The 24319-nt window shown below is 57.7% G+C and carries 18 protein-coding genes; 6 read left to right on the forward strand and 12 right to left on the reverse strand.

Features of this window, described 5'->3' with window-relative positions; translation table 11 throughout:
* Positions 1 to 8: 8 nt before the first annotated feature.
* Positions 9 to 725, reverse strand: a complete 717-nt coding sequence (locus tag ACJ8HH_RS07050) for an ABC transporter permease (protein ID WP_033638459.1) — start codon at positions 723 to 725, stop codon at positions 9 to 11.
* 508 nt (positions 726 to 1233) lie between these two features.
* Here ACJ8HH_RS07050 and ACJ8HH_RS07055 point away from each other — a divergent pair.
* Positions 1234 to 2721: an MDR family MFS transporter gene (locus ACJ8HH_RS07055; RefSeq protein ID WP_060451548.1), complete on the forward strand. Its 1488-nt coding sequence runs from the start codon at positions 1234 to 1236 to the stop codon at positions 2719 to 2721.
* Positions 2722 to 2777: 56 nt separating this feature from the next.
* On the opposite strand, the gene ACJ8HH_RS07060 is transcribed toward ACJ8HH_RS07055, so the two are convergent.
* A complete protein-coding gene (locus ACJ8HH_RS07060) occupies positions 2778 to 3077 on the reverse strand; it encodes a DUF1161 domain-containing protein (RefSeq protein ID WP_033648229.1) in 300 nt (99 codons plus the stop codon).
* An 89-nt stretch (positions 3078 to 3166) separates the two neighbouring features.
* Complete coding sequence (locus ACJ8HH_RS07065; protein ID WP_004938560.1) at positions 3167 to 3535, reverse strand: DUF1283 family protein; 369 nt, start codon at positions 3533 to 3535, stop codon at positions 3167 to 3169.
* A gap of 148 nt (positions 3536 to 3683) precedes the next feature.
* On the opposite strand from ACJ8HH_RS07065, the gene ACJ8HH_RS07070 reads away from it, so the two are divergent.
* Positions 3684 to 4010 carry a YnfA family protein gene (locus ACJ8HH_RS07070; RefSeq protein ID WP_033648230.1) on the forward strand — a complete coding sequence of 109 codons (327 nt, stop codon included), beginning with the start codon at positions 3684 to 3686 and terminating at the stop codon, positions 4008 to 4010.
* 36 nt (positions 4011 to 4046) lie between these two features.
* Here the strand turns inward: ACJ8HH_RS07070 and ydfG are convergent, their stop codons facing one another.
* Together ydfG and ACJ8HH_RS07080 are read right to left on the reverse strand one after the other, a co-directional pair.
* Entirely contained in the window at positions 4047 to 4796 is a 750-nt protein-coding gene (gene ydfG / locus ACJ8HH_RS07075) for a bifunctional NADP-dependent 3-hydroxy acid dehydrogenase/3-hydroxypropionate dehydrogenase YdfG (protein ID WP_025302722.1), read from the reverse strand.
* A gap of 125 nt (positions 4797 to 4921) precedes the next feature.
* Entirely contained in the window at positions 4922 to 5443 is a 522-nt protein-coding gene (locus ACJ8HH_RS07080; protein WP_033655179.1) for a GNAT family N-acetyltransferase, read from the reverse strand.
* On the opposite strand from ACJ8HH_RS07080, the gene ACJ8HH_RS07085 reads away from it, so the two are divergent.
* Complete coding sequence (locus tag ACJ8HH_RS07085; RefSeq protein WP_154609291.1) at positions 5435 to 5602, forward strand: hypothetical protein; 168 nt, start codon at positions 5435 to 5437, stop codon at positions 5600 to 5602. The two genes, ACJ8HH_RS07080 and ACJ8HH_RS07085, sit on opposite strands and share 9 nt — an antisense overlap.
* Before the next feature lie 41 nt (positions 5603 to 5643).
* On the opposite strand, the gene fecA is transcribed toward ACJ8HH_RS07085, so the two are convergent.
* The 3 genes from fecA to fecI all read right to left on the reverse strand — a co-directional run bounded on the left by fecA (position 5644) and on the right by fecI (position 9587).
* On the reverse strand, positions 5644 to 7995 hold the full coding sequence (gene fecA / locus ACJ8HH_RS07090) for a TonB-dependent Fe(3+) dicitrate receptor FecA (protein WP_060451549.1): 2352 nt from the start codon (positions 7993 to 7995) through the stop codon (positions 5644 to 5646).
* A gap of 114 nt (positions 7996 to 8109) precedes the next feature.
* Positions 8110 to 9066: a ferric citrate uptake sigma factor regulator FecR gene (gene fecR / locus ACJ8HH_RS07095; protein ID WP_033655181.1), complete on the reverse strand. Its 957-nt coding sequence runs from the start codon at positions 9064 to 9066 to the stop codon at positions 8110 to 8112.
* Positions 9063 to 9587 carry a ferric citrate uptake sigma factor FecI gene (fecI, locus tag ACJ8HH_RS07100; protein WP_033638471.1) on the reverse strand — a complete coding sequence of 175 codons (525 nt, stop codon included), beginning with the start codon at positions 9585 to 9587 and terminating at the stop codon, positions 9063 to 9065. The genes fecR and fecI overlap by 4 nt, the downstream gene beginning before the upstream one ends.
* Positions 9588 to 10012: 425 nt before the next feature.
* On the opposite strand from fecI, the gene guaD reads away from it, so the two are divergent.
* The 3 genes from guaD to ACJ8HH_RS07115 all read left to right on the forward strand — a co-directional run bounded on the left by guaD (position 10013) and on the right by ACJ8HH_RS07115 (position 15153).
* Entirely contained in the window at positions 10013 to 11335 is a 1323-nt protein-coding gene (guaD, locus tag ACJ8HH_RS07105) for a guanine deaminase (RefSeq protein WP_060451550.1), read from the forward strand.
* A gap of 439 nt (positions 11336 to 11774) precedes the next feature.
* Entirely contained in the window at positions 11775 to 13061 is a 1287-nt protein-coding gene (locus ACJ8HH_RS07110) for an HlyD family secretion protein (RefSeq protein WP_048321525.1), read from the forward strand.
* Positions 13054 to 15153, forward strand: coding sequence for a peptidase domain-containing ABC transporter (locus ACJ8HH_RS07115; protein WP_033648237.1), 2100 nt, complete (start codon positions 13054 to 13056; stop codon positions 15151 to 15153). The genes ACJ8HH_RS07110 and ACJ8HH_RS07115 overlap by 8 nt, the downstream gene beginning before the upstream one ends.
* A gap of 184 nt (positions 15154 to 15337) precedes the next feature.
* Here the strand turns inward: ACJ8HH_RS07115 and ACJ8HH_RS07120 are convergent, their stop codons facing one another.
* From ACJ8HH_RS07120 to ACJ8HH_RS07135, 4 genes are all read right to left on the reverse strand, one after another.
* On the reverse strand, positions 15338 to 15625 hold the full coding sequence (locus ACJ8HH_RS07120; RefSeq protein ID WP_025302730.1) for a hypothetical protein: 288 nt from the start codon (positions 15623 to 15625) through the stop codon (positions 15338 to 15340).
* A gap of 234 nt (positions 15626 to 15859) precedes the next feature.
* The gene (locus ACJ8HH_RS07125; protein WP_049196799.1) at positions 15860 to 16120 is read right to left on the reverse strand and encodes a hypothetical protein; all 261 of its coding nucleotides are present in this window, start codon (positions 16118 to 16120) and stop codon (positions 15860 to 15862) included.
* A 244-nt stretch (positions 16121 to 16364) separates the two neighbouring features.
* Positions 16365 to 20510 carry a non-ribosomal peptide synthetase gene (locus tag ACJ8HH_RS07130; RefSeq protein WP_164025052.1) on the reverse strand — a complete coding sequence of 1382 codons (4146 nt, stop codon included), beginning with the start codon at positions 20508 to 20510 and terminating at the stop codon, positions 16365 to 16367.
* Positions 20510 to 24316, reverse strand: coding sequence for an AMP-binding protein (locus ACJ8HH_RS07135; protein ID WP_033648239.1), 3807 nt, complete (start codon positions 24314 to 24316; stop codon positions 20510 to 20512). Before ACJ8HH_RS07135 ends, ACJ8HH_RS07130 begins: the two co-directional genes overlap by 1 nt.
* Positions 24317 to 24319 lie beyond the last annotated feature (3 nt).

A 24319-nucleotide genomic window follows, 5' to 3' on the forward strand; every position in this document is an offset into this window, starting at 1 on the left:
TTCTCCCATCAGGATGCGGTGTGCGGGCTGAGCCGGCGGCCGAGACCGGCCAGCGCCAGATCGAGCAGCAGGGCGATCAGCGCGGTGGCGGCGGCGCCGAGGATCAGCGTCGGGAAGTCGTTCAGGTAGATGCCGGGGAAGATCAGTTCGCCGTAGCTGCTGGCGCCGATCAAAAACGCCAGCGGCGCGGTGCCGACGTTGATCGCCATCGCGATGCGTACCCCGGCGAAGATCACCGGCAGGGCGTTGGGCAGTTCGACCTGGCGCAGCCGCTGCCCGGCGGTCATGCCAATACCGTTGGCGGCCTCGACCAGCGCCGGCGGCACCGAACGCAGGCCGGCATAGGTATTGCGCACGATGGGCAGCAGCGAGGCGAGGAACAGCGCCACCACCGCCGGCCGGTCGCCGATGCCGATGATCACCATCGCCAGCGCCAGCACCGCCAGCGGCGGCAGGGTGTTGCCGACGTTAAAGATCTGCATCACGTGCTCCGCCCAGCGGCGGGCGAAAGGGCGGCTCAGCAGGATGCCGCTGGGAATACCGACCAGCAGCGACAGCAGCATGGAGCACGCCACCAGGAACATGTGCTGCTGGCCGAGGTAAATCAAATCTTCCCGGCGCGACTTGAGGGTTTCCCAGCCGATGCCGTAAACCAGCAGCGCGACGACGGCGATAAACAGCAGGCTCCCGAGGAGCAGGCGCCGGTATGGCGCTGACTTGTGCATGATGTTGCGTCCTCCGTTGCGCGGAGCGGCCGATAGGCGGCGCATTCCGCTCTGATTGTTACCCACTGCCCGGCGGGCGTGGCGGTACAAAACGGGCGTTTCGCATGAGGTTAGCGAGATTGAGCGAAGGGTGCGTTCGGCACAGCGTGCTGAACGTAGGCTCAATACGTGAGTTAATCAGCATAAGATACTGATATTTAAACCCGAGAAAGCACGAAGCCCAAAGGCGCCGGCTAGGGAAGGTATAGCACCCTGACGTTGAGCGTGCCAAGTTTTATGAACAAAATCAGCTGATTGAGTTTGCCCAGATTGGCGCCGCAGACCGCGTCAGCGCTGGGATGCGTGGAAAGTAAAAAAAATCCGCAGCAAAAAGTTACGCCGTAACAATCAGTCCAAATGGTGCGATTCGCCGCCGGCAAAGGCAGGATGTGAGGGCGGATAGACTCGGCGCAGACGCTTGCTGATATACTCAGGGAAAATAAAAACGCCAGGAAGCCTGCATAACGCCATGACAAATAACGTTTCACCCGCACCCATCACCCATCGCCCGCTGATCCTGATCGCCTGCATGCTGGCGATGTTCATGTCGGCGATCGAAGCCACCATCGTCGCCACCGCCATGCCGACCATCATCGGCGATCTCGGCGGCTTTTCGCTGCTGGGCTGGGTGTTCGCGGTCTATTTGCTGGCGCAGGCGATCACCATTCCCATCTACGGCCGGCTGGCGGATCTCTACGGCCGCAAGCGGGTGTTCTTCTTCGGCGCCACGCTGTTCCTGCTGGGATCGGTGCTGTGCGGCTTCGCCCCCGACATGTATTGGCTGATCGGCTTCCGTCTGCTGCAGGGGCTGGGCGCCGGCGCCATCATGCCGATCGCCTCCACCATCATCGGCGACATCTACAGCGCCACCGAGCGGCCGAAGGTGATGGGCTACCTGTCGAGCGTGTGGGGCGTGTCGGCGATCATCGGCCCGCTGCTGGGGGCGTTTATCGTGCAGCACCTGCCGTGGGCGCTGGTGTTCTGGGTCAACCTGCCGATCGGCCTGCTGGCGATGTTCTTCCTCTGGCGCTATCTGCCGGCGCATCAGCAGCTGCGGCCGCACGCGCTGGATCTGGCGGGCACCGCCTGGCTGACGCTGTTTGTTTCGGCGCTGCTGCTCGCGCTGTTGCAGATGGAAAGCCTGGGATGGTGGGTGGCGCCGTTGCTCGCGCTGGCGGCGGCGTCGCTGGCGCTGCTTGTCCGCCAGGAGCGGCGCGCGGTCGAACCGCTGTTCCCACTGGCGCTGTGGCAAAGCCGGGTGATCGTCGCCGGCAACATCGGCGGGCTGGTGATCGGCGCGGCGATGATGGGCATCAGCGCCTTCCTGCCTACTTTCATTCAGGGCGTGATGGGCGGCTCGCCGCTGGAGGCGGGCACCACGCTGGCGCTGATGTCGATCGGTTGGCCGCTGGCCAGCACGCTGAGCGGCCGTTTGATGCTGATGACCTCGTACCGCGCGACGGCGTTGCTGGGTGCGCTGCTGTTGGTGGCGGGCGGCCTGATCCTGCTGATGCTGCAGCCGACCGGCGGCCTGCTGTGGGGGCGGGTGGCGGCGTTTATGGTCGGCGCCGGCATGGGGTTGTGCAACACCACGTTTTTAGTGTCGGTGCAGAATGCGGCGCATTACAGCATTCGCGGCATCGCCACGGCCTGTACGGTGTTTACCCGCATGGTGGGGTCGGCCATCGGCACCGCGATTTTGGGTGCCACGCTGAACCTCAACCTGCAGTGGCGTTTGCCGGAGATTGACGATCCGGTGCAGCGGCTGATGGAGCCGGCGGTGCGGCAGAGCATGGGAAGCGAAGCGCTGGCGCAGCTGATCCAGCAGGTGGCGGCTTCGCTGCATTGGGTGTTTCTGGTGTCGGCGTTGGTGTCGTTGCTGGCGTTGGCGGCGGCGATGCTGATCCCGGCGCGTTGTCGACCGCAGGGCGAAGGGGAAGAGGCGGAGCAGGCGTAAGGGAAAAGTAAAGGGCGCGGCTGTGAATGAACTGCGCCCTGGATAGCCGATGCGGCTTACTGCGTGTTGGAGGTATCCTGGCTGCTGCCGGTCTGCGCCGCGTCACCGCGATCGTCGCCATTGTTCAGGCGGGTATAGACGATCTTCTGGGTGTCGTTTTCGCAGTGGCCGACCACTTGGCCGCCCGCTTGATCGGCCTGATCGTTAGGCACGATCTCCAGTTTGAAGCCGGACTCCGGAACGCCGTTATTGATGATTTTCTGCGAAATATCCGCTTTCACGCTTTCGCAGGAGGCCAGAGCCGCCAACGGCGCGCCGGCCAGCAAGACAGCGGTTAATATCAGCGTTTTCTTCATCACGTCATCCTTTTAGACAATGGACTTCCAGTAACAGGATAGCAGTAATGGCGGCCGGGTTTCACGCTTGCCCGCCCGCCGCAGGCGGATTAAGGATTAATCCGACGCCCGGTCTGACGATCCAGACATTTACGGGTGTCAGGCTCCCAGTACGCGTTGACGTTGTTGCTGTCGTTGCAGCGATCTTCGTCATCCGCCGCGCGATCGGCCTTGTCGAACTCTTTCTCGACGCGAGTGTTAACCTTGTGGCGCAGGGATTTGGTATCATTCCACTGCTCTTTGCTCTGGCGTGCTTCTTCGGTGCTCATCGCGCCGCTGCCTTTGCCATCGACGGTGACGCAGGTGCTGCCCTGCGTGCAGGTGGCGGCCAGCGCCGGCGCCTGCCAGGCGCCCATAACGGCCAGCATGGCGACCGGCAGCATCCCGCGCAGCAGTCGTTGGGTCGAAAATGTTTTCATCGTTTCATCCTTATGAGTGAGTGCGCCTGATGATGGCGACACTGGCGTTACTTCGCCCGCAGGCGTGGTGACAAATATACCACCGCGCTTCTGAAATTCACCAGCCAAGCGCCGATTCGTTTACTTTATCGAGAGAAAACTGCGACCGATGTTAAAAACCACGCTGTTGTTTTTCGCCACCGCCCTGGCTGAAATTATCGGCTGTTTCTTGCCTTATCTCTGGCTCAAAAAGCAGGGCAGCGCCTGGCTATTGCTGCCGGCGGCAGTGAGCCTGATGCTGTTTGTCTGGCTGTTGACGCTGCATCCGGCGGCCAGCGGGCGGGTCTATGCGGCCTACGGCGGCGTGTATGTGGCGACGGCGCTGCTGTGGCTGCGGGTGGTGGACGGGGTGAAGCTGTCTGCGCTGGACTGGGTGGGCGCGGGGGTGGCGCTGGCGGGCATGTTGATCATCGTTTCCGGCTGGCGCGCAGCCTGAGCAAACACGGCGGGAGTCGCCTCCCGCCGCCGGAGATCAGGCGCCGCGGTGGATGTTCAGCCCGGCGAAGGACTGGCTGACCGGCATCATTTCCAGCGTGTTGATGTTGACGCGCGCCGGCAACGTCGCGACCCAGAACACCGACTCGGCGATGTCTTCCGGCGTCAGCGCATCGGCGCCTTCGTAGGTTTTGTTGACCTTGCCGTCATCGCCCTTGAAGCGCACGTTGGAGAATTCGGTGCCGCCCACCAGGCCCGGCTCGATATCGGTCACGCGGATGCGCGTGCCGTGCAGATCGGCGCGCAGCCCCAGGCTGAACTGTTTGACGAACGCCTTGGTGGCGCCGTACACGTTGCCGCCGGCGTAAGGCCAGTTGGCGGCGGTGGAGCCGATGTTGATCACATGGCCGACGTTGCGCTCGACCATGGCCGGCAGCAGCGCGCGCGTCATGTTCACCAGCCCCTTGGCGTTGGTGTCGATCATGGTTTCCCAGTCATCGGCGTTGGCCTTGTGCGCCGGCTCCAGCCCCAGCGCCAGGCCGGCGTTGTTCACCAGCACGTCGATCTGGCGCAGCTCGGCCGGCAGTGCTTCGATCGCCTGTTGAATGGCAGCGCGGTTGCGCACGTCGAGCCGCACGATGTGCAGCGCTTGCCCTAATTCGTCCTGCAGCTCTTCGAGACGCTCAAGGCGGCGCCCGGCGGCGATCACCTGATGGCCTTCACGGATAAAACGGCGTGCGATTGCCTCGCCGAAACCGGAGGTGGCGCCGGTAACAAAAATAATCATGTTGCTGTTCCTCAACTGTTTTTACCCTACATGCCTCTATCATTAGCACAAACCCGCTGGCAGTGGCAGCGGTTATCGTGGCGCAGAGAAAAAAAGGCCGCACCGGGCCGGCGGCCCGATGCTGATTAGCGCTGAGGCGGCAGGTGGTAGACCACGGCGTCATACTTGATGTTTTCACGCTTGCCGGCCAGCACGCCGCCCAGCGACTCGGCGAGGCGGCGGCTGGCGGTATTTTGCTCGGCCACCGGGTAGATAAGGTGCTGAGGCTGAAAGCGCTCGCTGACCCAGCGCGCGATGCCCTGCACGATTTCGCGCCCGTAGCCCTGGCCGTGCAGGCTCTCTTTCACCCAGATGCCCAGCTCCGGGGTGCGGCTGCGCAGGTTGTGCGCGCCGCCGACGCCGACAAACTGCCGGTCTTCGCGCCGACGGGCGACGAAGATCACTTCTTCGCCTTCGCGCATCAGCGGCAGCCAACCTTGCCAGACGTTGGCGAAATCTTCCGGCGACGCCTCCGGCTCAAAGGCCATAAAGCGCGTCAGAGTGGGGGTGATCGCCTGGTAAACATCGTCGGCGTCTGCTGCGGTAAAGGGGGCAATCAACAAACGGTCGGTGTCCACGCGGCACTGAGAAAGGTCATTATGATTCATCTTATTTTCCCTCGCTTTTCAGGCCAGAACGGCAAAAAATCCGCGCCCATAAATCAGGGCGGATCGTCGATATTACGCGCATTGGCGGCAGAAGCGACTTATTTTTCACCGCTTGGGCAAGATGGAAAGATCGGGATTGGTGACAATGTCACGTTGTGAATGAAGCGGCGAGCGCGCTGAGGTGCGCCCGCCGTAGGGGATCAGAACTTCACCGAGCCTTGCAGATAGATCGTGCGCGGCTGGCCGATGTACAGACCTTTGTTATTGTCGTCATAGGCGCGGGTGAAATACTCGTGGTTGAACAGGTTTTTCACGCCGACGCCCAGATTCAGGCCGGCCATTTCCGGGCCGAAATCATAGGCGGCGCGCACGCCCCACAGCATATAGCCGGGAATGCGGCCGGTGCTGCCGTCGGCGCTTTCCGCCACGGTGTTGGCGTTATCGGCGAACTGGCTGGATTGGAACTCGCCGTTGAGGTTAAACGCCCAGTTGCCCGGCGTGTAGTCCAGCCCCAGCGTGCCTTTATGCTTCGGTGAGAACGGCACCTGGTTGCCCTTGTAGCCGCCGTCTTCGCGGATAGTGGCGTTGACGTAGGCGTAGCTGGCGTAGGCGGTCAGATCGTCCAGTTTCGGCGTCAGCTGCGACAGATCGTAACGCAGGCTGCCCTCCAGCCCGGCGTGGCGAGTTTTGCCGCGCGCGGTCACGCTGTCGGTCACCTGGTTGGAGTCGTACTGGTTGTTGAAGTTGATCAGGAACAGCCCGATCTCGCCGGTCAGCGCATCGCCGGCGTAGCGGGTGCCCAGCTCCCAGGTGCGCGCCTTCTCCGGTTCAATCTTGCCGCTGTCGACCGCTTTGCCCATCTGGCTGTATTGCACGGTGCCGAAGGAGCCTTCGGTGTTGGCGTACAGGTTCCAGTATTCGTTAAGGTGATACATCACGTTCAACGCCGGCAGCGGCGCGTTATAGCTGACGTCGAGGCGGTTGTTCTTGATGTAGTTGTTCTGATACGACTTGATGTACTCGTAGCGCATGCCTGGCGTGATGGTCCAGTCGCCGATGTCGATGCGATCGTCGATATAGAAGGCGTGCGCCTCGGTGCCGGACTGGGTATCGCGATCGTACGGGCTGGCGCTGGACGGCAGCCGGCCGGTGCTGGCCTTGCTGGTGTAGCGCAGCTCGTGGGTGGATTCGCTGACGTAGCGGTAGCCGACGCCGACCTCATGCGCCGAGTCTCCCCAGCGGAAGCTCTGGCTGTAGCGCGGTTCCACGCCGCGCACCCAGTATTCGCGCGGTGACAGCGTCAGATTTTTGCCCTGATCCAGATAGCCGCTGCGCAGGGTGTAGGTGTAGAAGCTCTGCACGTCGAACTTGTGCTGTTGATCCGGCTGATACTGATAGCCGAAGTTCGCCAGCTGGCGGCGGCCCCAGAACTTGTCGTACGGGCGCGTCGACTGGAACGGGTTGGCGTTGTAGTCCGCCCGGCTCAGGCCGCCCGGCATGTCCGCCTCGCCTTCGTAGTATTGCAGCAGGCTGTTGAAGGTGTGCACCTCGTTCGGTGCGTAACGGCTTTTCAGCATCACGTCGTCAATCTTGGTCGCGCTGTGCTCGCGCCAGTCGCTGCCGCGCGTGCCGGAGTAGAGCAGCGCCGCGCCGAAGCCGTTGTCGGCGGTGCCGCCGATCATCAGGTTGCCGGTGCCTTTCGGGTGATCCTGGCGCGAGGTCGGGCTGAGCTGCCCCTGCATGCCGGCCTCCATGCCGAAGGTTTTCGGGATGGCGCGGGTGACGAAGTTGACGACGCCGCCGACGCTCTGCGGCCCATAACGCACCGCGCCGCCGCCGCGCACCACGTCGATCGCGTCCATATTGCCGAGCGAGACCGGCGCCAGTGACAGCTGCGGCTGGCCGTAAGGCGCGAAGGGCACCGGGATGCCGTCCATCAGTACGGTGGAGCGGCTGGCGAGGCGCGGGTTGAGGCCGCGAATGCCGAAGTTCAGCGCCATGTCATGGCTGCCGGTGCCGTTGTTCTCCGGCGCCACCACGCCCGGCACGCGATTCAACGCTTCGCGCACGGTGGTGGTGCCGGTTTTGGCGAATTCTTCGCGGCGCACCACGTCGCGCGCGCCGGGATGTTCGAACACGTCTACCTGGCGGCCTTCCGCCAGCCAGTCACCGACCACGGTGATGTCTTCTTCCTTCTGCGGCTGCGGCAGTTTGGCCAGCGTGTAACCGTTGTTGCCGAGCGCTTTAGCCTGCAGGCCGCTGCCCGCCAGCAGGGCGTTCAGGCCGTCATCGACGCCGTAGCTGCCGCTCAGGCCCGGCGAACGTTTACCGGCGGTCAGCGTGCCGTCCACCGAGAGCGCGATGCCGGCGCGAGCGGCGAAAGCGTTCAGCGCGCCGTCCAACTCACCGGCCGGAATATGATAGGCTGCGGCGGCGCTGGCGGCGCTCGCCGTCAGCGGTGCGGCGAATGCCAGGCCAATAGCCACGGCCAGCGGCGTGGCGCGTTTTCCCCAAAGCGAAGCCGGCGCTACTTTTCCCCAAGCGTTGTTCATACCTTCTCCTGAATCATTTTTTATTTATTGCTGCAGTGTTTTCCTGGGAGTCGGATGAGCGAAGCAAAAGGGACAATCAAGAATGCGATTTTTTATCATTTTCATTTAAAAAATTCAGGCGGGAACGATTTGCAGCCAATAACGGGTAAAGCTTTGCAGGCGCACCGGCAGCGTTTGGCTGAGCAGGGCGAGGGCGCGATCGGTATCGTTGAGCGGGAAACTGCCGCTGACGCGCAGGCCGGCAACGGCCGGATCGCAGCTCAGGTGGCCGCGTCGGTAGCGCGCCAGTTCGGCGATCACCCGGTCCAGCCGCCATTGGCTGACGCTCAGCACGCCGCGCAGCCAGCCGTCCTGCGCCGCAGCCGGTTGCTTGTCGCTGAAGGCCGAGGCGCTGAAGCCGATTTGTTCCCCGGCGTCCACCCGGCGCGTTTGCTGCGGATCCTGCGCCAGCTGCGCTTCGACTGCATGCTCCAGCACCGTCAGGCGCGTCTCGCCGCCGATCTCGCGCACCAAAAAGCGGGTGCCGAGCGCGCGCATCGCCCCCTGTGGGCTTTGCACCCACAGCGGCCGGGGGTCGCGCCCGGTAATCAGGCTGATTTCTCCGGCGTGCAAACGGATCAACCGTTGACGATCGTCGTAATGCACGTCCACCGCACTGGCGGTGTTGAGCACCAGTTGGGTGCCGTCGCTTAACACAATGGGTTTGATTTCGCCGGTGGCGGTGCGGTAGTCGGCACGCAGCTCCCGGCCGAACGGCGATTGGTAAAGGAAACCGCCGCCGCCCACGCCAAGCAACAGCAGCAGGCTCTTCAGTAGGGTGCGGCGATCGATTGCCGACTGGCGGCCGGCGCGATCGAGCGCGCGGTAGCTGAACTTGCCCGGCACGCCCTGCAGCTGGCTCTGCAGCGCTTCGACGCGCTGCCAGGCCCAGCGGTGATCGGCGTGCTGCTGGTGCCAGGCTTGCCACTGTAGGCGCTGGCGGTCGGTGACGTGCTCATCGCACAGCAGGGCATACCAGTGTGCGGCCATCTTCAGCGCCTGGCGCTGCTCGGGGGTAATGGCGTTGCTCATGAGAAAACGTCGTTTTCCAGGCTGAACAGCAGGCAATGCTCGGTGGCCTTGGCCATGTATTTTTTAACCGAACTGACCGACACGCCGAGGCGCACGGCGATGTCCGCATAGCCCAGGCCTTCGAGCTGCGACAGCAGAAAGGCCTGTTTCGCTTTTGGCCCCAGGCCGTCGAGCATGGCATCGATCTGCTGCAGGCTTTCCAACAGGCTCTGGCGCTGTTCCGGCGACGGGGCGTAGCCTTCCGGGATCAGCGTCAGCATCTCCAGATAGGCGCGCTCCAGCGTTCTGCGGCGGAACAGATCGACCATCACCCGCTTGGCGACGGTGACCAGAAAGTCTTTCGGCTCGCGCAGGGTCGCCGCGGCGTCGCTTTTAAGCAGGCGCATAAAGGTGTCCTGCGCCACATCGTCCGCGTCGAAAGCGCAGCCCAGCCGCCGGCGCAACCATCCCTGCAACCAGGCGTGATGGGTGGCGTAAAGGCGCGACAGCGCGGCGTGCGGGGCGGAAGCGGTGGCGGACATGGTTTTCGCATTGCTGGTCAAAAAGATGCGTGGATGATAATTGAGAATGGTTATCGTTTCAAGTTTGCCGGGTGGTTTCCTGAATGGTTCCGGCCTCTTTTTATCGCGTTGAAATAGGCTGACGGGCGCGAAAATATCCCTTTGCCCATTAAAGGTGCAGCAAAGGTGTTATTCCGGTAAGCAAACGGTTGCTATTAATCTGCCGTCGAAGATCGCCGCGTGTTTTATTCTTTTTCTTCGGTTGGTTTTCTTTGTTTAATTGGTATCACTTTGTTTTAACGTGAAAATATATTTTATGTCGGTCTGTTGGTACACGGCTTGCTATGCTTAACCCGGTCTTTAAGTTTGGGCAACAGAAGGCATTGTTTCATCGACGCAGGTTATTATGCGGGTGAGATTGGCCGGTCGTCACAAGGAAGAAAATAATGGTACTGCAATTCACCACGGCTATTCGTGGCAATTTTTTTGATATCGCGGCCTGCGTGGAGGAACCGCAACAGCTTGACGAACGCCTGCGGCACATTCCCGACGGTTTGTTGCTGCTGAACGGGGGCGTCATCGTCTGGTTCGGCAGCTGGCAGCAGGGCGAGGCGCTGCTGCCGCCGGGTTTCGCGGTCACGGAGTATCGCGACAAACCGATCGTGCCGGGGTTTATCGACACCCATATCCACTATCCGCAAACCGAAATGATTGGCGCCTATGGCGACCAACTGCTGGACTGGTTAAATAATTACACCTTCCCGACCGAAAGCCGCTATGGCTGCGAGCAGCACGCCGACGCGATGTCGGCCTTCTTTCTGCGTGAGTTGCTGAGCAACGGCACCACCACCGCGCTGGTGTTCGGCAGCGTGCACCCGCAGTCGGTCGATGCGCTGTTCAGCCAAGCGCAAACGCTGAACATGCGTCTAATCGCCGGTAAGGTGATGATGGATCGCCATGCGCCGCAGGCGCTGCTGGAAACGCCGGAGCAGAGTTACCGCGACACGCGCGAGTTGATTGAACGCTGGCACGGCAAAGGCCGCCTCGGTTACGCCATTACGCCTCGCTTTGCGCCAACCAGCACCCCGGCGCTGCTGGCGCAGGTGCAGCGGCTGCGCGAAGAATTCCCCGACGTGTGGCTGCAGACGCATCTGAGCGAGAATCCGCAGGAAGTGGCCTGGGTAAAATCGCTGTTCCCGCAAAGCCAAAGCTATCTGGACGTTTACCATCGCTACGGCATGACCGGCGGAAAAAGCGTGTTCGCCCACTGCCTGCACCTGGAGGAGCAGGAGTGGGACTGCCTGTGCGAGACCCGCTCGGCGATCGCCTTTTGCCCCACCTCCAACCTGTTCCTCGGTAGCGGGCTGTTCGACCTGCAGCAGGCCTGGCGCAAGCGGGTGAAGCTCGGCATCGGCACCGACGTGGGTGCAGGCACCTCCTTCAATATGCTGCGCACGCTGGGCGAGGCGTACAAGGTCGGCCAGCTGCAGCATTACCGGCTCTCCGCCGTAGAAGCGTTCTATCACGCCACCCTGGGCGGCGCCCGCGCGCTGTCGCTAGACGACAAAATCGGCAACTTCGACGTCGGCAAAGAGGCGGATTTCGTGGTGCTCGATCCGGCGGTGACGCCGCTGCAGCAGTTACGCTACGCCAACAGCGCCACGCCGGCGGAACAAGGCTTCGTGCTGATGACGCTGGGGGACGATCGCAATATTTACCGTACCTATGTGGACGGCAAGGTGGTTTATCAGGCGGCGGTGTCAGACTGATTTCATTCGCGGTGCCGGCGCATAGGCATATTGGAATACGCCGACACCGCGTGGCGACAATTTTAACATAAGGAAGTGAAAGCCTTGATAGCGTTATTGCTGCACACGTTGTGGATGAAAAACAGACAATGGAAGGGCGGCGCATGATTATTTATTGGACATGCCGAGATGTAGTCTGAATACGATTATTTGGTTAGGAGACTCTTTATTGGTTTTTTATGAATATACATGGTGATATACAGCCATGTTGCTGGATAAGTGCGTAAAAAGCATTGCATTTTTTCGGGGGGCTCTATATCATAATGAGAATAATTATCTTTACGATATCACTGCTTAAAAAGCAACAGGCTTGTTTTAATCACTGTTGCTGTTTTTTCGGTGTACTTCTGCATTTTACGAGCCAGGATTGGCTTGAGCTTTATTTCTGGAAAGGGATTTCATGCGTGATTTGTTTCGACAGGAAGCCACGGATCATCAGCGGGCGAAATGGGCGGGTAAGGCCTTATTGATAAACGGCTTGCCCGCCTGGTGCTTTGGTCTTTTATCGTTTTTATTTATTCTTGTTTTCCTCTCTTTTCTTATATTCAGTCATTATACGCGCCGCATTAATGTTTATGGTGAAATCACCACCTTCCCCCGCTCAGTCAATGTGTTTGCACCCCAGCAGGGTTTTATCTCGGAACGCTTCGTCGAAGTGGGCGACGTGGTTAAAAAAGGCCAGCGTCTTTATCAGATTGATGTCAGCCGGGTGACGGATAACGGGAAAGTGAGCGCCAATACGCGCCTGGCGCTGGAAAACCAGTTAAAACACGTTGACAGCATCATCCTTAAGTTGCAAGACAACAAGCGCATGACGCTGGAAAATCTACGCGCGCAAAAAAAACAGTATGAATTGGCGCACATGCAGTCCAAACAGCTGTTGGATAACGCACGAGAAGGGGTGGCATTTGCTCAGGACAACATGCGTTCCTATAAGGAATATCAGCAGCGCGGTCTGATTACCAAAGATCAGCTTAGCGGACAAACCTATTCGTTTTATCAACAACAAAGTCTGTTCCAAAACCTGCATAGCCAACACATTCAGGAATCGTTGCAAATTACGAATTTGGAAAGCGACATCGTTACGCGCGCGGCAGATTTCGATAATCAAATTTCACAGTACCAGTTTCAGCGTAATGATTTGCAACGGCAGTTAGCGGAAGCCGATGCCAGCGGCGCATTGATCGTGAACGCCCCGAGCGATGGCCGCATTGAATCTCTCAGCGTTACCCCGGGTCAGATGGTCAATAGCGGTGACAGTCTGGTACAGATTATTCCACGTAATGGCGCGATTTATCAGCTAGTTTTATGGTTGCCGAACGCCAGTGTGCCTTATGTTTCAGCGGGGGACGCCATCAACATTCGTTATGATGCTTTCCCCTATGAGAAGTTTGGCCAGTTTCCCGGCAGGATAGAAAGCATCGCTTATGTGCCGGCCTCCATGCAAGAAATGTCAACTTACAGCAGTTCTCCCGTGCATCAGCCCAACGCGCAAACGGCATCTTATTACAAGGTCACCGTTTCCATGGATGAAACGCATATCAGTTACCAGGGCAAGGCGTTGCAGCTCACTAACGGCATGCGGGCTCAATCCACGCTGTTTCTGGAAAAAAGGCCTTTATATCAATGGATGTTCTCGCCTTTCTACGATATGAAAAACAGCCTGATGGGGCCAATCAATGACTGAATCTTATTTCGACACGCTAAAGGGCAAACTCAATTTGTCGCTGCGCCGCAAAGTGCCGCAGATCCTGCAAACTGAAGCCTCGGAATGTGGGCTGGCCAGTCTGGCGATGGTATGCCATTACCATGGCTTGCAAATCGATCTGTTTAATCTGCGCAGCCGCTACGGCTTTTCTTCACGCGGGGCGACGCTGTCCGCGCTGATTGACATCGCGAGCGCACTGAAACTGCAATCCAGAGCGTTATCGCTGAATATCGATGAACTTAAGGCATTGAAAATGCCTTGTATTCTGCATTGGGACATGAAGCATTTCGTGGTGCTTGTCAGTGTCAGCCGAGGGCGGGCGGTGATCCATGATCCTGCCTTTGGCCGTAAAGTGCTGGGGTTGCATGAACTGTCGCGGCATTTTACCGGCGTAGCGCTTGAGCTGTGGCCAGACAGTGAATTTCAGCCGATCAAACAGCAAAGCAGATTGCGTTTTCGCAAGCTGATGAGCAATGTGCGCGGCCTCAAGGGGGCCTTGCTAAAGATCTTCTGTCTGTCGATCGTGATTGAAACGGTTAATCTGCTGTTGCCCGTCGGTACGCAGTTGGTCATGGACCATGTGATTCTGGCCGGCGATCATGATCTTTTAGCGCTGATATGCATAGGATTGCTGTTTTTTATTTTATTCCGTACCGGCGTATCCATGTTGCGCTCGTGGATCTCTATCGTCATGGGCGCGTTGATAGACGTGCAATGGAAGGCGGGAGTGTTCGATCATCTGATGAAATTGCCGCTTTCCTTCTTTGAGAAGCGCAAGTTGGGTGATATTCAATCCCGTTTCGGCTCATTGGATACGATAAGAGCGACTTTCACTACCAGCATCGTCAGCAGTATTATTGATGGCATCATGTCCGTAGGCGTATTTATCATGATGCTGCTCTATGGCGGCTGGTTGGTTTGGGTGGTGCTCGGCTTTACGGCGATATACGTTATTCTCAGGTTGTCGACCTATCAATATTATCGGCAGCTGTCGGAAGAGCAGTTGGTGAAAGGGGCACGAGCCGGGTCTCATTTCATGGAAACGTTGTATAGCGTCAGTACGTTAAAGGCGCTGGGGTTATCTGAAACCCGTTCGCAGTATTGGCTGAATCTAAACGTAGAAACGATCAATGCCGGTATCAAGCTGACCAAATTAAACATGATGTTTGGCGGCCTGGGGGCGTTTATCGCCACCTGCGATCAGGTGATCATCCTTTGGCTAGGCGCGGCATTGGTCATAGACAATCAAATGACGATCGGCATGTTTATCGCGTTTAACGCCTACCGCGGGCAGTTTTCGGAGCGTGCCAGCAGCCTGATCGACATGATGCTTCAGCTGCGAATGCTGAGTTTGCATAATGAAAGGGTGGCGGACATTGTGCTTTCGTCACCGGAATCGCAAATGCCCGCGCGCCAGCTCTTCACAAAAGGCAAAGCCGCGGAGCTTCGGGTGCGGAATCTGCGCTACCAGTATGATCGCTTGGCGAAACCCATTATCGCGGATTTGAATCTCAGCATTGCAGCGGGAGAAAGCGTGGCGATTGTCGGTCCCTCCGGCGCGGGTAAAACCACGTTGATGAAGTTAATGTGTGGGTTGCTGTCGCCGGATGAAGGGGCCGTGCTGGTCGACGGTATGGATATCAGCAACATTGGCGTTAATAATTATCGCCAATGTATCGCTTGCGTGTTGCAGGATGACAAGCTGCTGGCGGGATCTATCGCTGAAAATATTTCAGGATTTGATGCCGAAATGGATCTGAAGCGTATTGAGGCGTGCGCACGACGTTGCAATATGCATGATGATATTCAAAACATGCCGATGGGCTATGAAACATTGATCGGCGAACTGGGGGGGAGCCTTTCTGGCGGGCAGAAACAGCGCTTATTGATAGCCCGTGCGCTCTATCGTCGCCCCAGCATTCTGTTTATGGACGAAGCGACTAGCCACCTGGATCTAGATAATGAAACACATATTAACCGCGCTATTTCACAACTGAACATTACCCGCGTGATTATTGCGCACCGTCCGTCGACGATTGCCTCTGCGGATAGAGTCATTCGACTCGGGTAATGTCAGCTTCGCTTTACCTGGCCTCTTCACCCCGATATTTTCGCTACGTCAACCGCGCACTCATCCTGCGGTGAACCCATGAAAAAAGGGTTATCACAATGATAACCCTGGCATGATGTGACGCTTTAGGCGCTGAAGCCAATGTTAACCGCTGAGGTCAACCGCGAGGCTTGCAGGGCCCCGATCAGTTCGAATCGGTATTGTTGTTGTTCCCCCACATGGTACCGCCGCCGTTGCTCCCGCCCCAGGGAATGCCTGATGGGCCAACTGAGCCGGGGGCACGATCGCCGGTGACATAGTTACCGACAGCACCGCCGACAATAGTGCCGACAACGCCGCCCGCCACGCCACCGATAGAGCCGATGCCGCCGCCGATCGCTGCGCCGACAGTTTCTGCGGAAACCGTCAATGTACCGCTGCGATCTCCTGCACCGGAAATGATTGAACATTCTTCAGAGGTAAGATTGCGCATACTTGCTCCTTAGTAATTAAATTTTAAAATAAGCCACGTTGATCATGCTGAGCGTCGCCCGTGATCGCTATTGAGCAATTTATGCGTGGCGATAACGGCAAAGGCGATAAGGGCGTATTTCAAGAAACGATTGAGGCTGAAATAATCCGCAATCGCGCCAACAACAAGCCCGATTAAAATGGCGAACAATATAATGAATAATCTTTTCATATGATGGATACGAATCTTCCTGCATTAGTTACTGTCGGCAGGATTGTTCGTCGATGTTTGTTTATTGCCACCCAACATGGACTCCACCATTTTGCCAGCGGTATAGGCGGCACCACCGATAACGGCACCGGCAACAGCGCCTGGGCCAGCACCGACGCCGCCAGCCATGGCGCCGGTCATCGCTCCACCAACCGCGCCGGCAGCGACTGCACCGCCCAACTCTGCATAGCTGAAATCCCCAGCTGCCGCGATAAAGTTCACTTCATTAAGTGTAAGCTCTCTCATAATGACTTCCTTATATTATTGGTTTTTGGTTTTTGCAGTTTTCCGATACCAGAAAAATGCCACTAGCAAGGTTGAAAAGATAAAGGATTGAATGATTGTGCTGGTAAACCTCCTGTCTTCGGAAAAAAATAAAGAATAAAAAATATCCATAAATGTGTAGTAAAAGCAGAACAAAAAAATCCAACTGCTTGGTAATTTCATCAGTGCCTCGATAGGTTTGATTGATAGGGGGTATCTTCTCGCGTTATTCCAATGATGTTGACAACGCGTGCAGCAATTGCGTCAGCGCTCGAAGAAGTTGAGCGTTGTTTAAAATGCTGTAATGCGTTTCTGCACAATAACTGAGTTGAACGCTATGCGAGGATTGCATCTCCCAGCGTTGTGCAAGATGGGGGTGTTTACGCTGACGTTGCTGGCTGAGCCAAAGCGTTAGCGGTATCGCTATCTGCGGCAGGGGGCCGGCGTTATTCGTTAGTTCGAACGATTTTTTCAGCGCCCAACAGAAGGTTTCGGCATGTTCCAGCGTGATCTTCTCCGCAAGCACGCTCTGATTCAGCGCATAGTGCATTTTTATCTCGTTGGCGAAGCTGTCTATCGCATTCGTTTCTTGACGCCGACACAAATGGCGCGCAATACCGAGGGAGTCGAACAGACTGAGGTAACTTTGGGCCACGCTGAAACGTCGCTTCACTGCGGGCTGCTGGGCGGGAAAACCGCTGTCGACAACCACCGCATGCGCAAAGGGCGCGCCTTGTTCCGTGGCCAGCGCCGCCATATGGACAGCTAATTGGCCACCCAATGACCAGCCGGCGATAACGGCCGTGTCGCGTTTGGCACGCGGTATGGCCGCCAAGTGGGAGGCGGCCAATCGCTGCAGGGTGAGTGTGTCGTCTGCGCCTGGCGCGGCCAACCCCGGGCTGGCGATGGTAATGATGTTGGCGCAGGCGCAAAGCTGTTTTGTCCACTTTGCATATTGATGTACCTGGCCGCCGGCGCCATGCACCAAATACAAGGTGGGCAGAGAGGGGCGATCGGCTGAGCCGGACAGCATCGATAACGGCAGGGGCGCATTCGCGCGCAGACGCTCGACAAGTTTATCGAGCTGTGAGTAGCCAAGGATTTCCGCCAGGGTTAATTCCACATTAAGGGCGCGCTTGATGTTGCCCAAAAACGTGATGCCGGAAAGCGAGCTGCCGCCATTGCTGAAGAAGCTGGCATGGGGGTCGATCTTGTCTGGGGTACAGCCTAACGTATTCGCCAACAGCTCTCGTAGCAGCATGAGTTCCGCGGACGCCGCGGGTGCAACATCGCTGGCCTGACTCCGTTCGGTGCCTGGCGATAGCAAGGTGCGATCCAATTTGCCGTTGCGTGAAAGTGGGAAACGTTCAATGAGATGATAGCGGGATGGCGCCATATACGTGGGCAATGCGGCCGTAACCAGCTCGCGTATTCTTTGCTCTGCTTGAATGCAGGTTTTCCCCGCCTCGGTCAATGTGATGTAAGCCTCCAGATGCGGTGTGCCGTTCCCGGTTTCATCGCGACAGACGACACACGCTTCAGCGACCAGCTCGCTGCTTTTGAGCGCGAATTCGACGTCACCTAATTCGACGCGAAAACCCTGCAGTTTCACCTGTTGGTCTTCGCGGCCGAGAAACTCGATGTAACCGCTGCGATGCCAACGGCCGCGATCGCCGGTGCGGTACACGCGTTCTCCGGTGGTTGGGAAAAGCACAAAGCTGCCGACGGTGGTTTGGCTATCGCGCCAATACTCGCGGGCAACCCCAACGCCACCGATATAAATGTCGCCGGTAACGCCGAAACCGCACGGCTCGAGTTTTTCATCCAACACCCACATGCTCTGATTTGGCAATGCGGTTCCATAAGGGATGGCGTTTCTGTAGTGCGTATCTCGTGTAACCGGATGATAAATTGACCATATTGCCCCTTCGGTTGCACCGCCAAGGCTGGTGATGGTGGCGTTGGGGCAAAGCCGATGTGCCTCGGCGATCAGCCGCGAAGAGATGCGATCGCCGCTCAGCCAAATATGCCGCAGTTGAGGCAGCGACAGGATGTTTTCTTGTGCGCAATATTGCACCAGCATTTGCAAGATGGCGGGAACCGAGTTCCAGATGCTGATTTGCCGCTGGCGTATCGCATTTAGCCATGCTGACGGCTCTTTCGCTTCATGCGGCGATAGCACCGTTACCGATGCGCCGGCTAGCCAGCTGCCGAACAGGTCATAGACCGATAAATCGAAGGCCAGATCGGCGAGCGCCAATACGTTGTCACGATGAGAAACGTTAAACTGTCGGTTCATGGTCAGCAAGGTATTGGTGACGGCACCCTGTTCCATAGCCACACCTTTTGGCGTGCCGGTCGTCCCCGACGTATAAATGACATAGGCGAGCGCTTCCGCTTCGCCTGGCGGGAAGGTCGCTGTGTCTGTGACATGAGGGGAAAACAGCGCCTCCAGATCTTGAATGCGGGTAGTCTGCGGATAGCGGGCGCGATGGTGAGCCTGGTTGCTCAAAACCCAGGCGCAACCTGATATCCGCATAATGGCCGCTGCGCGGGCATCCGGCAATCCTTCGGCCAACGGCAAGTAGGCGCGTCCGGCGAGGATCACGCCGAGCGCCGCAATAGCTTGATGAGCGCCGCGTGGAAGATCGATGGCGATGAGCGCGCCTGGGGCGGTATGGGCGATCAGCCAATGCGCCACGAGGCCGGCGTGCCGCAACAGTCGATCGTAATGCCATACGCTATCGCCCTCGTACAACGCCGGGCGATCCGCATGCTGGTGGGCAGTGCGTAACAGCCGATCGGAAAGAGGTTGCCGCAAGAATGCCGGCATTGCCTGTCCGATGGAGAGCTGACGCAATTGCCGGTTATCGGCCATTGACGCCAGCGAATAGTGGCCGACGGCCCGCGAGGGATCGCAGGCAATTTGCTGCAGCAGCAATGCGTAAGCTTGCGCCAATCCATCAATGCGCTCCGGCGTAAACAGCTTGGCGTTGTATTGCCATTCCAACTGAATGCCCTCTGCGCTGGAAATCACTTCCAGAACCAGATCAAACTTGGGCGGCGCATAGCCTCTCGGCAGGGTGTTAACCTGCGCACCGCCAACATTTAGCTCATTGCTTTTGCGATGTTGGCAGACGAACATGATTTGAAAAATGGGGTGAAACTTGCCGCGCGTGGGCTTGAGTTGTTCAACCAGGTAAGAGAATGGCAAACCCTGATGTTTGAAAGCGCGCGCAAATTTATTCGCGTTCTTTTGCAGCAGCGCGGTGAAACTGTCGTCGCCAGTGATGATAAATTGGTGAGCGATCGTGTTGACGAAGCTGCCCACGGCATCGTTTAACGTTGGCTCGTTCCTGTTGGCGATCGGGCTACCGATGACCACGCGATCCGTCGCAGATTCTCTGGCAATCAGTAACGCGAAGGCGGAGTGCAACAGCGTAAACAGCGTCGTACCGTTATGTTTGGCTAACTGGGCCAGAGCCGACTGCAGTTCGTTCGTCAGCGATGTTCTGACGATATTCTGTGTTTTTCCTGCCGCGGTGATGGCAATATCGTATTCAAGCGCGTGTTTTTCCGGCGCACCATCCAGTTCATCGCGCCAAAACGCCATGCTGTCATCGACATTGGCGACGGCGAGGAAAGGGTCTTCAAGGTAGCGGAAAAACGCCTGGCCGTTGTCATAATGGCAATGCTCTTCGTGCGCGTGATAGCCACGGCTCAGTTCATCCACCAGCAAATTGGCCGTCCAGCCGTCGACCACGCAATGGTGAAAGGTCAAGAACAGATAGTGGTGCTGCGCGCTCTTTCTCAAGATCCGGCAGCGCAGGGGATACTCGGCACCGAGATCAAACGGAATCGTGCACTGGGCGTTAAGCGCCGCCAGCATACTTTTTTGCTGCTCCTCACTATTCTGCCCGCTGATGTCCTCGAGACTGTGTTCGAAAATGGTTTCATCAGGATGCACGATGTCAACGGTGATGGCTTCCCCGTCTAGCCGATAGCGGCCGCAAAGCGCACCGTGCCGCTTGAGTAGTTTTTTCAGCGCGGCGAGCAAACGCGTGGGTTCAAAGGGCCCCAGGATCTCTTTGGCGATCGGAATGTTATACAGCGGGCTGTTCTTGGTGAAGTTTTCATACAGCCACAGGTATTGCCCCGCGTAGTGATTGACGGTGTAACAAGGCTTCTCCCCGGTGTCTCGCACTGCATTATCTGGCGTACAGACAGATAAAAATGCGGTGATGTCTTCCTGCACCGCACTGAGGGCGGCGGCGTCGACATGCTCAATGGTTTGGCGTCGAGGCGACAGCTCGCCGAATGTTGCTCCCTGTTTCGCCATTTCCATCAGATTGATCAGGCCGATGACGCTCATCAGTGCACTCCTTCCATGTTGACGTCGATAGCTTTCCCTGTTCGACCGCTTTTATTCGGGCGTTTGTCGCTGTGGGCGGAAATCAAATTCAGCCAATGCGACAAGCTACACAACTGCACTCCCGGGTTTCTCCGCTGTGCCATTGTGAAGGCGGCGCGATGATCGATATTCTCGCCATCATCGAAGCCGAAGATCCTCAGTACGCAGCCGTTCAATCGCTCATTGGCCGTATCGAACCGGATGTGCGGGAAATAGCCAAGCCGCGCGGAAAAGGCTATCAACTCAGTAACGCCGGCGTCGACGGCTTGGCGGCGCGAATCGGTTTTATGCAGCAACAGCAGCCGCTCATGCCGAAAATCGCGCAGCAGGCTTTGCGTGAGTCTGGCGCCGCCGGCTGTATCATGCATAAAGATCATGTAGTTAACTCGGCCGGGCAGGACGAGCAGCAGGGCCGAAAGCGCATCAAGCCAGCTGGCATATTGCGTGGCTTCGTTCGGTACGTTGAATATGGCCGCGTTCAGCGGCCATTCAGCATGCAACGGCAGCGCCTGCGGTGACAGAATGTCCACACCGTGTTTGTCGGCGAGGGCGGCCAACAAAAGTCGTTCATCTGCGCCTTCGGGAGATTGAATAAACAGCCGGCTGCTGGCCGGCGCCTCGGTTGATAGGCGGCGGCCGATAGCGCAGCGGATGTCCAGATGCTGCGGATCCAGGCCATAGCGTGCATGGGCCAGCTGCGTTAGGTGTCGGCAGAAATCGGCGAGTCTCGGATGTTCAAAAATGTCGCTCAGGTTCAGATCCAACCGACAGTGGGCGTTAAGCGCGTTAATGATTTTTATGGCCTGCAGCGACTCGCCGCCGAGCGTGAAGAAGTCGCCATCGTCACTGCCCAGCGTCGCGAGCCAAACCTCATTCACCAGGGTGTTGAATGTCGTCGAACGCAATTCCCGTGTGGGTTCAGGCAGCCGGGATTGTCTTTCCAGGGTGCGATAATCAATCTTGCCGTTAGCCAGTTTGGCCAGCGGCGTTGGGTGATGCACGAAGCGCTGAGGAATATGTGCATTGGGCAGTTCGCCATACAGCGTGCGGCGCATTGCCTCGCTGAGCGGCTGCCGGCTGTGATAATGCGCGTACAGTTCCGTTCCCGCGTCGCCGCTTTTGGCCAGCACGGCAATTTCGACAATTGCGGGCAACCGGGCCAGACAGCTTTCTATCTCACCCATATTGACGCGCTGCCCGGCGATTTTCGCTTCACGAATTTTGCGGCCAAGGAACACCAACTGCCCATCCTGGCGCTGGCAGGCGATATCGCCGGTGCGAAAGGCGGGCATGGGATGGCCGTTAACCTCAAGGGTGACGAACTTTTCCGCGCTCAGCGTTGGCTGATGCAAATATCCCAGGCTGACGGTCGCTCCGGCTATCAGTAATTCGCCGCTGCAGCCGAGCGGCAACAGCCTGAGATCCTCGCCGACGATCGCCGTGTATATACCGTCCAACGGTGCGCCTATCGTCACGGCGGCGCCATCGTTTTTGATTTCGGCGACCGTCGCCACCACGGTTGTCTCGGTTGGGCCGTAGGAGTTGAATAACTTTCTGCCTTTGGGATAGTGCGCGAACCAGCTTTCTTTGGCTCGCGGTGAAAGGCTTTCGCCGCCGATGATAACGGTCGTGACGGCCGGCGGCAGCGTCTGTTCGCCGCCGGAGGCGAACAGCATCTCATTAAAGTAGGCGGTCGGCAGATCCAGCAGGCTGATTTGATGATCGGCGCAGAATGTGAAGAAAGCGGCAAAACTGTGCTTGACGGCCTCAGGGGCGATACACAGGTGGGCGCCGGCACCCAGCGTCATGAAAATTTCTTCAATGCACGCATCGAAATGCAAGGGCGCAAATTGCAACACGCGTTCATGCGGTTGAATGCCATAGCATTTTATCGCCGCATCGACAAAAACGTTGAGAGCATGTCGGGCGCCTATCACGCCTTTAGGCATTCCCGTCGAGCCGGAGGTAAACATGATATAGCCGGTTCCGGCCGGGAATGGCGGCGCCTCTGCCGCTGTTTGCCGGCGAAACACGGTGAAGTGCGCGAAATCCGCCGGCATATCGAGTGTCGATGCGCGCCAATGTGCCAATACGTCAGGTTCGGAATGAAAGGAGGGAAGTGTGCGATCGGTAATCAGGATAGCGTCGCTAAACTGTTCAAGCAGTTGACGATGAGCCGCTCCATCCCCTTTGGCATTCAGGTTGACGAACGGCATTTTCAACTGCAGCGCAGCAAGCATGCAGATGATGGCTTCCGGCCCTTGCGGCAAGTCGAGCAACAGCACGGTGTATGCAGCACGGGCGGGGGCCAGGGTATCGGCCAGCGCACGCCACTGTTGCTGCAAAACGGCATAAGACAGCGCTCTTAGCGACAACGAAGCGTGTGCGGGCGTGAGGATCGCCGTGCGTTGCGGCGCTTGAACGACGGCACGATCGATACGTTGCATTATATCGACCACGTTCTCGTTGGCTGCTTTACCCTGCAGCGAGAGCGGGAAACGTTGTCGCAATGCCGCGACGGAAAGATTTTCCGGGTCGTGATACAGCAAGTCGCACAAGGTCTGTATCCCCTGGCTGTGCCGCACCAGGCTGGCCGCATCGTAAAGCCCTGAGTCGGCATCGATCTCCAGCCGAAGCGTTTGGTTATCGAGATCGGGACGCATGTTGAAGACCAGATCCTGCGCGCCTCCTGAGCGTAAATTACGGATTTCGCTGCGCTGCGCGGAAGAAAATGAGGCTGCCGCTTCAAAGGGAATGATATTGACCACGATGTTGAACAGCGGCGAGCGGCTGGTGACGCTCCTCAGACTTTTTATCTCTTCGTAACGGAACGCTTGATGTTTTTTGAGTTGCCTGAGCATGCGTTCAATGGTTTGCGCCAACTGTCGGCATGAGGCCGTGTCCTCAATATCGAGCGTCAAAGGAACAACGTTGGTTTTGCAAGTCAGCGCCTGCCTCGTCAGGGAGTCTGTTCGCGCCATCATTGGGACGCCGATCGTTTGCTGTTTCTCGCCGGTACACAAGTACAAATATGCCATCACTACCACGAAAGTGCGCGCCAGCCAAGAAGGGTGCCCGGTTTGCAGCGCAAGGCGCTCGGCAGGATAGGGCAACGAAGTCACATGGCGGATCGTTTGTCCCGAGGGAATATTGGCGCAGGCTAATGTCATCGGGTCTGGCAGTGAGGCGCTGGCTGCTTGCCAAAAATGTCGGTCCGCTTGATAGGCGGCTGACTGTTTATACTCAGATTCAGCCCTGAGCAAGGCATCGATCGCAGGTACGTCTTGCGGTTGCTGCGTTTGGCCTCGGTAGGCCTGTGCCACTTGGTGGATCAGCAAATAAGTGCCGTAACCATCAAGCAGCAGATGGTGGCTGCAGAAATACCACAGAAAGCGTTGCTCACCCAGTCTAATGATTTTTTGTCTGAATAACGGCGCAGCGTTCAACGAGAACGGGCGCTTGGTATCCGCTTCCATTAATTCGATAGCGGTAGCCATATTGTTGGCGCGCTGCGAAAGATCTACCCATTCCACTGAGATGTTGGCGGTGACGGGATATTGATAAGGCGTACCGTTATCTTCATCAAACAGAACGTGCAGCGTCGGCGTTTGGCTGATGACGCGATGAATGACACGTTTCATTCTTGCGATATCGAGAGTGTGATTTATTTCGACATATTCCGCGATATTATAGCTCGATTTGTCATCGCCGACCTTGGTGCCGTAGTAAAATCCCGCCTGTGAATCCAATAGTTGATGCTTGCTCATCGG

The organism is Serratia sp. CY32780, assembly GCF_052169135.1.
In the GTDB taxonomy this organism is placed as follows: Bacteria; Pseudomonadota; Gammaproteobacteria; order Enterobacterales; family Enterobacteriaceae; genus Serratia; species Serratia sarumanii.